Below are 14,664 nucleotides of genomic sequence, written 5' to 3' on the forward strand. Positions count from 1 at the left end.
GCCTTTTATGGGGTAACAATCGGGTGGAAAGGGAGAAGCGGATAAAGAAAAAGGACGTACATAGGCACGTCCTTTGGGGAGAGGGTAGTTTAATTGTTCCAGCTAACACAACCAACCTCAGTTAGTTAAGGAAGGAGATGAAATATTTAGTCTTATCAGATTGGCACACTATCAATTTTCAGACGGCCCTTTGTTATAATCCTCTCTTTACCTGAGCATAAAACAGGCCGTCTTATGGAAGTCATCCAATATCCCAATTCTCCGTTTAAACTTCATCAGCCATTTCCTCCTGCCGGTGACCAGCCCACTGCCATTGCTGGCTTGCTCGAAGGACTTTCAGACGGCCTTGCTTATCAAACCCTGCTCGGCGTAACCGGTTCAGGCAAAACCTACACCATGGCGAACGTCATCGCCCAAAGCGGTCGTCCTGCCATCATTATGGCGCACAACAAAACCCTTGCAGCTCAGCTTTATGCCGAAATGCGCGAGTTTTTCCCCGAAAACGCGGTGGAATATTTCGTCTCCTACTACGACTATTACCAACCCGAAGCCTATGTACCCAGCCGTGATTTGTTCATAGAAAAAGACAGCGCGATCAACGAACACATCGAGCAAATGCGCCTTTCCGCCACCAAAAACCTGATGACGCGCGACGATGTGATTATCGTCGCCACCGTGTCCGCCATTTACGGTATCGGCGACCCGACCGAGTATCAGCAAATGGTGTTGTCCGTCAAAGAAGGCGACACCATCGAGCAGCGCGACATCATCGCCACGCTCGTTTCCATGCAGTACGAACGCGGCGATTTGGACTTCAAACGCGGCAGCTTCCGCGTGCGTGGCGACGTGATTGACGTGTACCCCGCCGAAAGCTCCGAAAACGCCTTGCGCATCAGCCTGTTTGACGACGAAATCGACCGCCTCGATATGTTCGACCCGCTTTCAGGTAGCCTTATCCAACGCGTCGGCCGCTACACCGTCTTCCCGTCCAGCCACTACGTTACCCCGCGCGACACCGTATTGCGCGCCTGCGAATCCATCAAAGAAGAACTGCGCGAACGCATCGAATTTTTCGCTCGCGAACAACGCCCCGTCGAGCAACAACGCATCGAACAGCGCACCCGCTTTGACCTCGAAATGCTCTACGAAATGGGCTTCTGCAAAGGCATCGAAAACTACTCCCGCCACTTCTCCGGCAAAAAAGAAGGCGAACCGCCGCCCACGCTGATGGACTACCTGCCCGACAACGCCATCATGTTCATCGACGAAAGCCACGTTACCGTTACCCAAATCGGCGGTATGTACAAAGGCGACGCATCGCGCAAGCAAAACCTCGTCGACTACGGCTTCCGCCTGCCTTCCGCCCGCGACAACCGACCGCTCAAATTCCACGAATTTGAAAAAGTCATGCCACAAACCATCTTCGTTTCCGCCACCCCCGCCAAATACGAAGAAGAACACGCTGGACAAGTGGTCGAACAAGTCGTCCGCCCCACAGGGCTGGTTGACCCCCAAATCATCATCCGCCCCGTCGCCACTCAAGTCGATGACTTAATGAGCGAAATCAACGACCGCATCCAAAAAGGCGAACGCGTACTCGTTACCACTCTCACCAAACGCATGGCGGAGCAACTCACCGACTATTACAGCGAACTCGGCATCAAAGTACGCTACCTGCACAGCGACATCGACACTGTAGAGCGCGTTGAAATCATTAGAGATTTGCGGCTCGGACTGTTTGACGTACTCGTCGGCATCAACCTCTTGCGCGAAGGCTTGGACATCCCCGAAGTCTCCCTCGTCGCCATCCTCGACGCCGACAAAGAAGGCTTCCTGCGCTCCCACCGCAGCCTGATTCAAACCATAGGCCGCGCCGCGCGCAACGTGAACGGCGTCGCTATTTTGTACGCCGACAAAATCACCGACTCCATGAAAGCCGCCATTGACGAAACCGAACGCCGCCGCGAAAAACAGATTAAATTTAACGAAGAGCACGGCATCATACCGCAGCAGATTAAAAAACAGGTTAAAGACATCATCGACGGCGTGTACCACGAAGAAGATAGCGGCAAAGGCCGTCTGAAAGGCAAAAATAAGGTTAAAGTCGGCGAGATTCACAACGAAGAAGACGCGATTAAAGAAATCGCGAAATTGGAAAAAGCTATGCAGCAGGCGGCTAGGGATTTGCAGTTTGAAGAAGCGGCTGTGTTGCGGGATAGGATTCGGGGGATTAAGGAGAATTTGTTGTTTGGGGCGGAGTAATTATTTTTATATAAATAATGCCATAATTAAAGCCATGAATTTAAAAATTAGAGGACATTTCATGAATAAAATTAAAAAATACCTATCAACTCCAGCAGGTCAATACCAAGCATTGATTACCGTATTTTTATTCTTATCAGCATACGCAGGTTTTTTTAAAATTAGCAATTCGCCTACTAACTCTACATTGGGAATTGGTTCATATATTATCTCAATAATTGCTGGTGCATTTTCTGCATATCTGTACTTTTACATAAAAAAACCAATTAATGATAAAAGCATGAATAAGGTTGTGGAAATAGTAGTTAAGTTTTGCTTAGTTTTGTTTTTTGTATATGCTACATATTACATAACAGATGGCTTACCAGATGAAAAGATTGGTCAGATTTCTAAAGTTTCCTTTGTTTTTGGGATTGCAAATTTAGTTACTTCGGAAATGTGCACTAGCTTTGAAAATAAAAATAAAGTAAATATTTCTATTTCTAACGACCAAGCTATAGCGATAAGGGAATTGATATATTATATTAATAAGTATCCTCATAAGTATAATAAGCCTGATAACATCATCTTATTATTGAATATTTTTGACAAGATAATAGATATTAATGAAAATTACAAAATAGGTTTCCTTAGTCGAGAAATAAGTGAAGAAAATTTGAGAGTTTTAGAGAAATTTAATGATGATTTGTCAGAATTAATTAATGAAAGACAAAGCAAGCGTAGGTCGGATACTTGTATCCGACAAAATCTTTAACATACCGGTCATTGCAATCTATTGCAGCAATGCTCGAAATGTCGGATTCGAGAATACGACCTACGCCAAACTGGTTTGAAGCACAAGGTCTGCATCAAAACTATCAAACCGAAGGTCTCGGCGCCGCCAATCCCGTTGCGCCAAACGCCAACGATGACGGCAGCGACAACCCCGAAGGTCGTGCTAAAAACCGCCGTGTAGAGATTATCGTCAATAAAACGAAGAAGTTGGGCGAATAATTACATTCTCTATCTTAAAACAAGAGGCCGTCTGAAAACCAATTTTGAGTTTTCAGCAAGCGTAGGTTGGGTTAAGACCCAACAAAACTGTTAAATTACACGAAATATTGGGTTTGCAACCCAACCTACATTTTGCTCAATTACCATATAATAAAAAGGTCGTCTGAAACCGATTTAACGTTTTCAGACGACCTTTGTTTCATTCCAAACAACAAATATAATCGCTTAAAGACTGGTTTCTTCCTGTTGGTTCAATACCCAACAAAATCCATTTTAAAAAGACCCCTCCCATCATGACCTATCTGCAAGCCCTGCAACAACTTCAATACTGGCTGACAAACAACCAAGCATCTCACGCAAACCACCTAAATTTCAATGCACATCCCCTTTCAACCGATGAATTACAGGCAATACGCGAATATACGAAAAACAGACTGCCTGAAAGCTATTATTTATTTTTACAGCAATGCGGCACGGGGGATTTTTTCTATTCGTGGTACACCAGCGTGATAGATCAAACCGTATCGCAAACGCCCAAAATAGAAATCTACAACCTCGCCCAACTGCAAGAACAAAATCTCTATTACCAACAACTATTGTGCGAAGAACTTGACGACCTACCGCCTGACGAACACCCAGACATAGGAGAAATTTTTATCATCGGCGCGCATCACAGTATGGGTGATTGGTTCGGCTTCGACCTGTCCCGCACCGAACCTAACTTCGATATTTTTATCCACGATGCCGCCAACCCCGCCACTTATGCCGAAGAAGCCCAATGGCGGCGGTTTGAAGACTGGATCATTCGTTGCGTGAAAAGCGAAGGAGAAGATACGCTTTAAACGGTGGCATAAGTAAATATAGCTAGGTAAAGTGGGTACTCATTAGCCATGGATTTCTGCTAACCATGCTTGAGTGGCTAATAATGCCGTCTGAAAACCATTTAAAGTTTTCAGACGGCATTATTTTTTCTTAATTCAAAGCAAGCCGTAGCCTGCATCCTCACCAAACGCGTGCGTGGCTGAGCCACACACACTACCTGCGGATGGCACAAACTTTAAAACCGAGGTGTAGGGTGTGTGCGGTACGCACGCACGCGTTTTTTGCTGTTCAAACCATTGTTTCAAACTTTCAGACAACCTCAAATGTCGTCTGAAAACTTTTAGAATAAAGGCCGTCCGAAATTCAATTTTCAGACGGCCTTATTGTTTATTCACTCAAAGTCTAACAGTCAAACTCGGCAATTACCGGTGCGTGGTCGCTGGGGCGTTCTTGGGCGCGGGTTTCTAAGTCGACGGTGACGTCGGTAAGGGTGGCGGCGAGTTCGGGGCTGGTGAGGATATGGTCGATGCGCAGGCCGAGTTTGCGTTGGAACATGGCGCCGCGGTAGTCGAACCATGTGTAGAACGTGCCTTCGGGGTGGATTTTGCGGAGGCTGTCGGTCAGGCCGAGGTCGATCAGGTTTTTAAACCATTGTCTTTCGATGGAGGAACAATGGATTTTTTCGTGCCATTTTTCGGGGTCGTAGCAGTCGGCATCGGCCGGGGCGATGTTGAAGTCGCCGAGCAGGACGAGTTTGGGGTGGGTGGCCATTTCGGCGCGGACGAACTCGGTCAATGCGGCAAACCATTGTTCTTTGTATTGGAATTTTGGGCTGTCCAGTGCTTCGCCGTTGACGCAATAGACGTTGATGACGCGCACGCCGTTGATGGTGGCGGCGATGACGCGGCGTTGCGGGTCGTCGGGGAGGGCGGGAAGGCCGCAATGTACGTCTTGCGGTTCGTGGCGGCTGATGATGGCGACGCCGTTATAGGTTTTTTGGCCGCTCCAGACGCAGTGCCAGCCCATCATTTGTAGGGCGGCGGCCGGGAATTTGTCTTGGTCGAGTTTGAGTTCTTGTAATGCGAGTATGTCGGCTTGGTGGTCGGCCAGCCAGTTTTGTACTTGGGGCAGGCGGACGTTGAGGGAATTGACGTTCCAAGTGGCGATTTTCATGATGTTTCCGTGTGTGCTGTTGGGTGGGAAGGCGGCGGATTGCGCCTGTGGGCATAGGCGGTATTGTATAGCGGATTGGTTTATTTTTCGATATGGGCTAAAAGTGGCAGGCCGTCTGAAAGCTGATGTTTCAGACGGCCTTGATGTTGCGATGTGGAATAATTTGTTTATTCGGCTTGGTCTTTGAGCGTGCGCAGGGTATTGAGGATGGTGGCGGCTTCTTCGGAGATGAGGCGGTATTCGATGATGCGGTGGTAGCGCGTGAAATCGATGATGCCTTCGGTGCGCAGGCGTGCGAGGTGGTTGGCGATGCCGGTCGGGGAGGAGTCGAGTGCCTGTGCCAGTTCGGTAATGCTGCGGTCGCCGTCAAGCAGTAGAAAAAGAATGGCCATACGTTCGGGGTTGGCAATCAGTTTGAGAATGGTAGAGAGACGCTTGATTTCCATATTATTGTTCCTTTTGTCTGTTATATGAATGCTTGATTTGGGTTAAATTTGGATGATTGTGGTTTTTATTAAGATTAACCTTATAATTCAAACTCTTACCTTGCAGTGTACACGGTTTTGTAAAATTTGAGGGCATTGTTTTGCAATTTTTTTGTTCATTTTCGATATTTTGCTTCGGTTGCGAAAATGGATTGAAAAGAGACGAAAAGGCCGTCTGAAATGTTCCGTTGCAGATGATTTTGCTGACGGATGTTTCAGACGGCCTTTGATTTGGTTTTAAGTTGTTTTTTCTTTTATGTTTGTTTGGAATCAGCCAATTGATTGTTTTTAAACAAACAGCAAGGTTTTATGATTCTATGCTTAGGACTACACGCCAAGGGCTTGTCAGACGCTTGGATGTGTTGTCGAAATGCGACTACTTTTTCTTCCAACCTGCGGTCATGGCGAAGGTGATGGGGTCGTAGTATTTCGGCAGCTTGGACGGAATGCCCACATCGTTACGGTACACGACGCGATAGCGGTCGGCGAACCAGTTTGGAACGATGGTGTATTGGTGGCGGATCAGTCGGTCGAGCGCGCGCGAGGTGGTTTGCAGCTCTTGGCGGTTGGTAAAGCTGTTGAAATGGGTCAGCAGTTTTTCGACCGCAGGATGACAGACGCCGGATAGATTGCGGCTGCCTTCGGTTTTGGCGGCGGCGCAGCTAAAGTAGTCGTATTGTTCGTTGCCGGGGCTTTCGCTGTTGCCGTAGTAGCCTGTGGTCACGTCAAAATCGAAGTCGTTCATGCGTTTTTGGTACACGGCGGAGTCGGCGGTGCGCACGTTCATGGTAATGCCGATTTTGGCGAGGTCGCGCTGCCATTTGGCGGTAATGCGTTCGTAGTTTTTGCTTGGGGCGAGGAATTCAAAGGTCAGCGGTTTGCCTTGTTTGTCGACTGCTTTGCCGTTTTTGTATTGGTAGCCGCCTTTTTCAAGCAGGGCGCGTGCTTTGAGCAGGTTCGGGCGCACGCCCAGTTTGGGGTCGGTAACCGGCGGCATAGGGACGTCTTGATCCAATACGCCGTCGGGCAGCTTGGTGCCCAATGATTTGAGCAATGCGGTTTCCGCGCTGTCGGGCTTGCTGGTTGCGGCCATGGTGCTGTTGGTGAAGAAGCTGTCGGTGCGGCGGTATGCGCCGTAGAAGATGCGGCTGTTGACGCTTTCGTAGTCGAAGCTTTCAATCAAGGCGCGGCGGACGTAAATATTGTCTAAGGGCTTGTGGCGCATATTGATGACGAAGCCTTGCATACCGGCTGTGCTGTTTTGTACCCATTCGTGTTTGGACAGATTGCGTTTTTTGAGGACTTCGTCGGAGTAGGCACGCGCCCAGTTGCGGGCGACGTTTTCTTGTACGAAGTCATATTGGCCGCCTTTTAACCCTTCGATGCGGACAACTTCGTCTTTGACGTATTTGATGCGGATGTGGTCGTAATTGTAACGGCCTTTGCGCACGGGCAGATTTTGCGCCCAGTAGTTTTTGTCGCGGACAAACTCGCTGATGCGGCCGTTTTCGGCTTTGGCAAAACGGTAGGGGCCGGAGCCGATCGGCAGGCTGTTGGGTGCGGCGGCCAGGCCTTTGGGATAGCTTTTATGCGAGAAGACGGGCAGGCTGCCGAGAATCATGTGTAATTCTGAGTTGCGCTGCTTGAAGCGGAACACGACGGTGCGGTCGTTGGGCGTTTCCACTTTGGCCACGTCGCTCCAGTAGAAGTGGTACATGGGGGCGGCGGCTTTGTCTTTGGTCAGGATGTTAAATGAAGCGGCAACGTCTTTGGCCAAAACGGGGTCGCCGTTGTGGAATTTGGCTTTAGGGTTGATTTTGAAGGTAACGGAAAGACCGTCCGGCGCCAGGGCGATGTCTTCGGCAATCAGGCCGTAAACGGCGTAAGGTTCATCCATGCTTTGCTCGGTCAGGGTGTCGAGTGTCAGCATGCTGATGCCGTATTCGTGGTTGCCTTTGAGGGTAAAGGGGTTGAGTGTGTCAAAAGCACCGAGGAAAGGCGTGGTAAATGTGCCGCCTTTAGGGGCGTTGGGATTGACGTATTCGAAAGCGGTGAAGTTAGCCGGATATTTGGGTGGTTGGCCAAGGCCTACGCCGTGGGCGGCGAAGGCGGCAGATGGAATCAAACCGAGCAGAGAGAGTAGGGCTGGTGTTTTCATCTATTTTTCCTTGTAGGTCGAATGTAGTATTCAGTAGTGTGCCGATTATAGCAAAGGCCGTCTGAAACTTGATATTTTTGGTTTCAGACGGCGTCAGGTTTAAGAGGATTGTTTTTTCGTATGGGCGCCGAACTCGGCAAGCGTCATGTTCAAGGTTTCCAAGCAGGGCTGCATGATGTGGTCAACCGTTTGATTGACCTTGTCTTTATTAAGCGTTTGCGGACGGTAGACAAAGAGTTTGAACAGCTCAGCCAAGTCGATGGACTCCGCTCCCATTTTCAAGACCCAGCCCTGACGGCCGGAATAGACATAACCATGTTGTGCCAGTTTTTCCAAAAGCTCGCCCAATTCATCGTAGCCCATATTGATATGCCGTCTGAACTCCTGCACCGGCAATGCCTTGCCGTTTTGTTGGGCAGAATCGAGCAGCAGCAGGATTTTCAATACATCGTCAAAGCGGCCGCGCGCATCCAGACTGCGGCGGAACGCTTCGCCGCGCCAGTAGGACAGGGACGAGGTCAAAACCGCGCCACCTAATACCAGCGTCCACAATAGATTGAGCCACAACAGGAAAAACGGTACTGCGGCAAATGCGCCGTAAATCGATTTGTAGCCGTCAAAGTTGCCCATGTACCAAGCGAATAAAAAGCGTGCCGTTTCCAAGCAAAACGCCGTTACGGCCGCGCCGACCAAGGCATGGCTGGCAGGCACGAAACGGTTGGGCACAAAGCGGTATAAGCCCCACAGTAGTACCGTAATAAATGAAACCGTAGTGATAACCCTCAGCCATTCTGATCCGCCCACTACTTGCACCTGACCAATCACGACCGACAAGCCCACGCCCAAAGACAAAGGCCCAAACGTCAGCAACGCCCAATACACCAAAAACTGCATCATCCAAGGCCGTTGCGAATTGACGCGCCAAATCCGGTTGAACGCATTGTCTATCGTCCGAATCAGCATCAGCGAGGTTACGACCAACATCACACTGCCGATCGCCGTCAGCTTGGTGGCCTTATCACGGAACGCATTGATGTAGTCAAACACCATATCCGCGCCCTGCGGCACAATGGTGCGGTTGATAAAAGAGACAAATTCCCCCGACCATTGGTCGAAAACGGGGAAGGCCGAAGCGATGACGACCATCACCGTCAACACGGGTACTAAAGCCAAAAGCGTCGTAAACGTCATGCTTGCCGCCACCTGCGGCACACGCTCCTCATCAAAACGGCGCACGACAAACCAAGCGAACGCCATGCCTTTACTCTTTAAAAAACCTTGCCACCATTGCGAAAACGGCATAACCTTTTCCCACTTTTAAATTGAAATTTCTTCTTTTCAGACGGCCCGAGTATTTAAAAGGCCGTCTGAAACCTGACAGCATTGTAACGGAAACCCCAAATGAACCCAAATCCTCTGAAAATCCTCGTCCTCTTTTATTCCCAAAATGGCAGCACGCGCAACCTTGCCCGCCAAATCGCACGCGGTATCGAAAGCGTGGACGGATGCGAAGCCGTGTTGCGTACCGTTCCCAAAGTTTCCACCGTTTGCGAAGCCGTTGAAAAAGCCATTCCCGACGAAGGCGCGCCATACGCGACTGCCGACGACCTCAAAAATTGCGCCGGCCTCGCGCTCGGCAGCCCGACACGTTTCGGCAATATGGCTGCCGCGATGAAATACTTTATCGACGGAACCATTCCCCTTTGGCTCGGCGCAGAACTCGTCGGCAAACCTGCCACCGTATTCACCAGCACATCTTCTCTGCACGGCGGCCAAGAAAGCACCCTGCTGACCATGATGCTGCCCCTGTTGCACCACGGCATGGTCATCAGCGGCATCTCGTATACCGAGTCCGCGCTCAGCAATACCCAAAGCGGCGGCACGCCTTACGGCGCAAGCCATGTCTCCGGCCACGACAGCAAGCCGGCATTGACTGCCGAAGAAAACGACATTGCCTTTGCACAAGGTAAACGTTTGGCAGAATTGGCACGAAAATTGGCAGACTGATTACCTTGTAATAAAAAGATTAAGGCCGTCTGAAAACCTGATGATGCGGGTTTTCAGACGGCCTTTTTAGTTAATTAGGACTAGATTAAAAATAAATATTTTGAATTAAACGAACTACTTAGAAAATAGTGATTGGAACATAGTTTCATCGGACTACATCTTTTTGATAGAATCTGCGACCAAATTGAAAGATAAGCTAATTGGAGAGGCTATGTCACTACCTGTATTTCCCTATGGCAAATTAAGCTTTGCCGTCAGTCTGGCGCTGTGTTCGGCGTATTCTTTCGCGACCGAAGTAGAAAATACCCAGCCGCAAGAACGTGTCGATTTACCGACAGTTACCGTCCAAGGTGTCGGAAAACAGACTACTTCCAACTACACCATTCCCGCTTCCTCTGCCGCGACAGGCATCCGCCTGACCCAGCGCGAAACGCCGCAGTCCTTGTCTGTCGTTACCGAAAAACAAATGGACGACCAAGGTTTGGATACCTTGCAGGACGTGTTGAAACAAACACCGGGCGTGTTCCACAGCAAAATGGGCAACAACGTATCCGGCCACAGCCAATTTATTTCACGCAGTCAGGCGATTGACAGCATTTCCGTGGACGGCGCGCCCAAATTCCTTTACGACGGTAAAGCCATCCGCCGCGGCACCAACAATCTGGACAGCACGTTGTACGAACAAGTCGTCGTCGTACGCGGCGCAAGCGGTTTGTCCAACGGCGGTATGGGCGAGCCGGGCGGTACGGTTGCTTTGGAACGCAAAAAACCGACTGCTAAGCCTGCCGTCAGCGTGGAAGCCGGTGTCGGTTCGTGGAACCACTACCGCTTCGTCCTTGATGCCAATCAGCCTTTGAATGCAGACAATACCTTGCGCGGCCGCGCTATTTTGGTTAGCGACCATGGAGGCGATTACCTGCCGAACACATCGCGCCATAATCACACTTTCTACGGTACGTTGTCTTACGATATCACGCCGCAAACCGAATGGCGCCTCGGTACGGAAATACACCGTTTCCGCAATACCGGCAGCTCGCGTTTCAGCTATCTGACCGCAGCAGGTTCGCGCCGTACTGGATTCATACCGTTTGAGTCTTCGCCGCGCAGCAATTCTTCCGCGCGCTGGGCATACGGCAAAGACACCAGTGCCGAAGTATTCACTTCCCTCAGCCATGAGTTTGACAACGGCTGGAAACTGACAGGCGATTACAGCCATGTTTCGGGTAAAAACGACATCGTTTCAGGCATTGCCGGTACTTTTGTCATTAATTCCGATTACTCCGCGCTCTTTACATCTGACCGCGATCGCAGCAAATACCGCGACCAGAATTTTTCATTGGCCTTAGACGGCCATTATCCGGCGTTGGGCCGTTCGCATGAGTTCAATGTGGGTATCAGCTATCAGGACAACAAAGAAAACCTTTCTTTCTACGAAGAAGGCGAGTCGATGATTCCCGATTTACGTAAATTTGACGGCAACATCGCCAAACCTGATATGCCGTATCTGCGCGATGGTTTTTCACGCATGAAAAACCTGTCGGTTTACGGCTCGACCCGTTTCAAACTGACCGACAAGCTCGCCTTTATCGGTGGTAGCCGTTTTGTGGATTGGCGTTACCGTTACAGCACCAGCCGTAACAAATTCGCACACAGCAGCCACAAACAAAACGTTTTCATTCCTTATTTGGGCGTAACCTACGACATCGGCGACAATTTGACCACCTATGCGTCTTACACCACCATTTTCCGTCCGCAAGTGCGTTACCTGACCAAAGACGGCGCAGCGCTCAAACCACAACGCGGCAAAACCTACGAGACCGGTTTGAAAGCGTCATGGTTTGAAGGCCGTCTGAATGCTTCTGCCTCTGTCTTTATGAACAAACGCGACCATTTGGGCGTTGTCGCAGGCAAATTTGCTAATGGCGAGGAATACTACCGCGCAGCAGACAACACCACAACAAAAGGTGTGGAACTCTCTGTCGGCGGCCGCCTGAGCGATAAATGGCTGCTGAATGCTTCTTATGTACGTTCCAAAATCAAAGACAGCGAAGGGGTTCAACTGCATCCGTCTTATCCGGTTCATTTGTTCAAACTCTTTACCGCGTATGACGTGACCGACCGTTTGAACCTGGGTGCCAACGTCAACTGGCAAAGCCGCAGCCACACGCTGGATGAATACCCTGCAGACATCAATCCGGCTGCCGCGGCCGCGTTGACCCAACGTCCGTACGCCACGCTGGATTTGACCGGTCATTACAAAATCGGCAAATCCACCCGCATCAGTTTGGACTTTGAAAACGTGTTCAACAAACGCTATCGCACCATGCCAGATATTCACGTTTACGGCTCGCCGCGTAGTGTGACTGCAACGGTTAAACACACGTTTTAATTGAAAAGAAAAGTAGGAGAGGCCGTTTGAAAACCTGAATGATCGGTTTTCAGACGGCCTGAATATTTTCTAACATATTGTTTTGATGTCAAACCTGACTAAAAATTGCTCAGGATCTTGAGCAAAGAAATCAAAATGACAGACGTAAAAAAGACCGGAACATATCCGGTCTTTTTAATGATGTCGTACTTACGCTTGGTAACCTTTCGCTTCGGCAAGCAGGGCCAGCAATTCTTCAGTCGTATCCCAACCGATGCAGGCATCCGTAATACTTTGACCGTAAACTTCAGGCTTGTCTTGGCGGCCTTCAACCAAGTGGCTTTCCACCATCACGCCCATGATGTTTTCTTCACCGGTTTTCAGCTGCGCCGCAACATCGCGCGCCACATCCATTTGTTTACGGAAGTCTTTACGGCTGTTGGCATGGCTACAGTCCACCATCAGTTTGCTGCTCACGCCGGCTTTTTGAAGCTGCGCAACCGCGTCTTTAACGTGTTCCGCACTGTAATTAGGCTCTTTCCCACCACGCAAAATGGCATGGCAGTCAGGGTTGCCGCTGGTGTGGACAATCGCGGAATGACCGGCTTTGGTTACAGACAAGAAGTGGTGTGGATGATTGGCGGCGCCGATGGCGTCGATGGCGATTTTCAGATTGCCGTCCGTACCGTTTTTAAAACCGACAGGGCAGGAGAGGCCACTGGCCAATTCGCGGTGTACCTGGCTTTCAGTCGTGCGCGCACCAATCGCGCCCCAAGAAATCAGGTCGGCGTAGTATTGCGGCGTAATCATGTCCAAGAATTCAGTCGAAGCAGGCATGCCCATTTCGTTCAAAGTCAGCAGCAACTGACGCGCTTGGCGCAGGCCGTAGTTGATGTCAAACGTACCGTCCAAGTGCGGATCGTTAATCAGACCTTTCCAGCCAACGGTTGTACGCGGTTTTTCAAAATACACGCGCATTACAATCAGCAGCTCTTGCTCATATTTTTTGCGCAAGGGCAGCAATTTTTGCGCATATTCAACCGCCGCCTTAGTATCGTGAATCGAACATGGGCCGATAATGACCAGTAAACGGTTGTCGCGGCCGTGAACCAAATCCGAAATCTCATGACGTGTTTTATAAACCAAATTGGCAACGTGAGGCGTAATAGGCAGCTCATACAAATGTGCGATTGGAGGGAGTAACTCTTTGACTTCTTTGATTTTAATGTCGTCGGTAGGGTGGTGTTGGGACATGATGGACTCTCTTGTTTATTTTTGATACAGGTTACAGGTTTTAGCAGAATTAAACAAGGCTTAGTTTTTTGTTTTAGCAATTTTATTCTAAAATTTCTTTATTTTAATTATTTTATAGAATTTAAAATCAGTTTGTTTATAAAAATTAATATTTAATGCTATTAGAAAATTTCATTTATATAATAAAGGGCTTTGAGTTTTTATCAAAATACAGGCCGTCTGAAAATTTCAGACGGCCTGAAGTTTTACATAGACCCATAAATTGAGAAGCGTGAAGGCTATCGGTATTGTTCCAGCAAGGGCGAAGAGAAAGGAGTCCAATACACGCCTTTAAGGCCGCTTTCAACCAATTTGTCATTCAGCCAAGTGTTACAAGTATTGAATAAATGATAGCGTCCTTTGGCTTCGTAAAAAGCATCGTTAGACTGATGATGGATTCCTTTTAGCAAGATGGGGTGCCCATTTTTTTGTTGAAAACCGGCCAAGAGCGATTTTGTTAAATTCCTGTATTGCTCAGGCGTGACCAAAAATTTGACGACGTAGCTATTTTCTCGTGGTTCAAAAGGATAATAAGTAACATGAATCAACGTACGGTTCAGCCCGCTTAATGCACTTAAAGCATTGGAGAAAGTCAAATCTTTCCACTCAGGCGTGTATAAATAAAAATTGCGCTCCCCCCAGCCTAAACCAATATGCGTTATCTGAGGATCAGCAGTGAGCGTGTCTTTTGGATTGACGACATCCGACCAATCAAAAATATCATTCTTCAGTGGCATAACTACATCAGTATGCACGCCGTTACTGACTAAAAATAAAGTAATTTCCCCTTTGGGCTGCTCTTCATTAAGCGGCAATGAAGCCATCATCCAAGCAGACAAAAAATACAATAGGGCAAAAATAGGGATGATCAGCGCTATTTTGCCGATTTTTTTGAGGATGTGAAGGAAGGAACGCATTCGTTTTTTTAAAGGCAATTAAGTTTGAAGGTGTGTATTTTCCATTAAATTTGTACTTTTTTCATTAGAAATGAGTGGGTAGTAGGTATCTTGCGACTAATGATAAAAATGGTTGTTTAACTTGAATAAAAAAGGCCGTCTGAAATCTCTTTCAGACGGCCTTGTGAGTTTAAAATACCTTTAGAA

12 protein-coding genes are annotated in these 14,664 nt (G+C 48.7%); 6 read left to right on the forward strand and 6 right to left on the reverse strand.

Annotated features, from left to right (window positions below; translation table 11 throughout):
- Window positions 1-234: 234 nt before the first annotated feature.
- From uvrB to ACTHR2_RS07915, 4 genes are all read left to right on the forward strand, one after another.
- Window positions 235-2,262 (forward strand): excinuclease ABC subunit UvrB, encoded by a 2,028-nt coding sequence (gene uvrB, locus ACTHR2_RS07900; protein WP_263338686.1) that lies wholly within the window; start codon window positions 235-237, stop codon window positions 2,260-2,262.
- A 61-nt stretch (window positions 2,263-2,323) separates the two neighbouring features.
- On the forward strand, window positions 2,324-3,016 hold the full coding sequence (locus tag ACTHR2_RS07905; protein WP_440375591.1) for a hypothetical protein: 693 nt from the start codon (window positions 2,324-2,326) through the stop codon (window positions 3,014-3,016).
- Between the two features lie 38 nt (window positions 3,017-3,054).
- Entirely contained in the window at window positions 3,055-3,255 is a 201-nt protein-coding gene (locus ACTHR2_RS07910; protein ID WP_349306309.1) for a hypothetical protein, read from the forward strand.
- A gap of 293 nt (window positions 3,256-3,548) precedes the next feature.
- Window positions 3,549-4,097: an SMI1/KNR4 family protein gene (locus ACTHR2_RS07915; RefSeq protein WP_263338678.1), complete on the forward strand. Its 549-nt coding sequence runs from the start codon at window positions 3,549-3,551 to the stop codon at window positions 4,095-4,097.
- 382 nt (window positions 4,098-4,479) lie between these two features.
- Here the strand turns inward: ACTHR2_RS07915 and xth are convergent, their stop codons facing one another.
- The 4 genes from xth to ACTHR2_RS07935 all read right to left on the reverse strand — a co-directional run bounded on the left by xth (window position 4,480) and on the right by ACTHR2_RS07935 (window position 9,195).
- Window positions 4,480-5,250 carry an exodeoxyribonuclease III gene (gene xth, locus ACTHR2_RS07920; protein WP_440375592.1) on the reverse strand — a complete coding sequence of 257 codons (771 nt, stop codon included), beginning with the start codon at window positions 5,248-5,250 and terminating at the stop codon, window positions 4,480-4,482.
- Between the two features lie 167 nt (window positions 5,251-5,417).
- The gene (locus ACTHR2_RS07925; protein ID WP_049336899.1) at window positions 5,418-5,696 is read right to left on the reverse strand and encodes an ArsR/SmtB family transcription factor; all 279 of its coding nucleotides are present in this window, start codon (window positions 5,694-5,696) and stop codon (window positions 5,418-5,420) included.
- A 415-nt stretch (window positions 5,697-6,111) separates the two neighbouring features.
- Entirely contained in the window at window positions 6,112-7,893 is a 1,782-nt protein-coding gene (locus tag ACTHR2_RS07930) for an extracellular solute-binding protein (RefSeq protein WP_440375593.1), read from the reverse strand.
- Between the two features lie 99 nt (window positions 7,894-7,992).
- Window positions 7,993-9,195 (reverse strand): YihY family inner membrane protein, encoded by a 1,203-nt coding sequence (locus tag ACTHR2_RS07935; RefSeq protein WP_263338666.1) that lies wholly within the window; start codon window positions 9,193-9,195, stop codon window positions 7,993-7,995.
- A 99-nt stretch (window positions 9,196-9,294) separates the two neighbouring features.
- Between ACTHR2_RS07935 and wrbA the strand changes: the two genes are divergently transcribed.
- Complete coding sequence (gene wrbA / locus ACTHR2_RS07940) at window positions 9,295-9,900, forward strand: NAD(P)H:quinone oxidoreductase (protein ID WP_263338664.1); 606 nt, start codon at window positions 9,295-9,297, stop codon at window positions 9,898-9,900.
- Window positions 9,901-10,111: 211 nt separating this feature from the next.
- Window positions 10,112-12,289 (forward strand): TonB-dependent siderophore receptor, encoded by a 2,178-nt coding sequence (locus tag ACTHR2_RS07945; protein WP_440375594.1) that lies wholly within the window; start codon window positions 10,112-10,114, stop codon window positions 12,287-12,289.
- A 189-nt stretch (window positions 12,290-12,478) separates the two neighbouring features.
- On the opposite strand, the gene aroG is transcribed toward ACTHR2_RS07945, so the two are convergent.
- Together aroG and ACTHR2_RS07955 are read right to left on the reverse strand one after the other, a co-directional pair.
- A complete protein-coding gene (aroG, locus tag ACTHR2_RS07950) occupies window positions 12,479-13,522 on the reverse strand; it encodes a 3-deoxy-7-phosphoheptulonate synthase AroG (protein ID WP_263338657.1) in 1,044 nt (347 codons plus the stop codon).
- Window positions 13,523-13,800: 278 nt separating this feature from the next.
- Entirely contained in the window at window positions 13,801-14,478 is a 678-nt protein-coding gene (locus ACTHR2_RS07955; RefSeq protein ID WP_263338654.1) for a TIGR02117 family protein, read from the reverse strand.
- Between the last annotated feature and the right edge of the window lie 186 nt (window positions 14,479-14,664).

The sequence above is a fragment of the Neisseria sp. P0006.S004 genome (genome assembly GCF_051963015.1).
Classification (GTDB): Bacteria; Pseudomonadota; Gammaproteobacteria; order Burkholderiales; family Neisseriaceae; genus Neisseria.

What these genes read in the sequence shown, in the direction of transcription:
- uvrB (WP_263338686.1), top strand. Translation starts at nt 235, where the DNA reads ATGGAAGTCATCCAATATCCCAATTCTCCGTTTAAACTTCATCAGCCA.
- ACTHR2_RS07905 (WP_440375591.1), top strand. Translation starts at nt 2,324, where the DNA reads ATGAATAAAATTAAAAAATACCTATCAACTCCAGCAGGTCAATACCAA.
- ACTHR2_RS07910 (WP_349306309.1), top strand. Translation starts at nt 3,055, where the DNA reads ATGTCGGATTCGAGAATACGACCTACGCCAAACTGGTTTGAAGCACAA.
- ACTHR2_RS07915 (WP_263338678.1), top strand. Translation starts at nt 3,549, where the DNA reads ATGACCTATCTGCAAGCCCTGCAACAACTTCAATACTGGCTGACAAAC.
- xth (WP_440375592.1), bottom strand. Translation starts at nt 5,250, where the DNA reads ATGAAAATCGCCACTTGGAACGTCAATTCCCTCAACGTCCGCCTGCCC.
- ACTHR2_RS07925 (WP_049336899.1), bottom strand. Translation starts at nt 5,696, where the DNA reads ATGGAAATCAAGCGTCTCTCTACCATTCTCAAACTGATTGCCAACCCC.
- ACTHR2_RS07930 (WP_440375593.1), bottom strand. Translation starts at nt 7,893, where the DNA reads ATGAAAACACCAGCCCTACTCTCTCTGCTCGGTTTGATTCCATCTGCC.
- ACTHR2_RS07935 (WP_263338666.1), bottom strand. Translation starts at nt 9,195, where the DNA reads ATGCCGTTTTCGCAATGGTGGCAAGGTTTTTTAAAGAGTAAAGGCATG.
- wrbA (WP_263338664.1), top strand. Translation starts at nt 9,295, where the DNA reads ATGAACCCAAATCCTCTGAAAATCCTCGTCCTCTTTTATTCCCAAAAT.
- ACTHR2_RS07945 (WP_440375594.1), top strand. Translation starts at nt 10,112, where the DNA reads ATGTCACTACCTGTATTTCCCTATGGCAAATTAAGCTTTGCCGTCAGT.
- aroG (WP_263338657.1), bottom strand. Translation starts at nt 13,522, where the DNA reads ATGTCCCAACACCACCCTACCGACGACATTAAAATCAAAGAAGTCAAA.
- ACTHR2_RS07955 (WP_263338654.1), bottom strand. Translation starts at nt 14,478, where the DNA reads ATGCGTTCCTTCCTTCACATCCTCAAAAAAATCGGCAAAATAGCGCTG.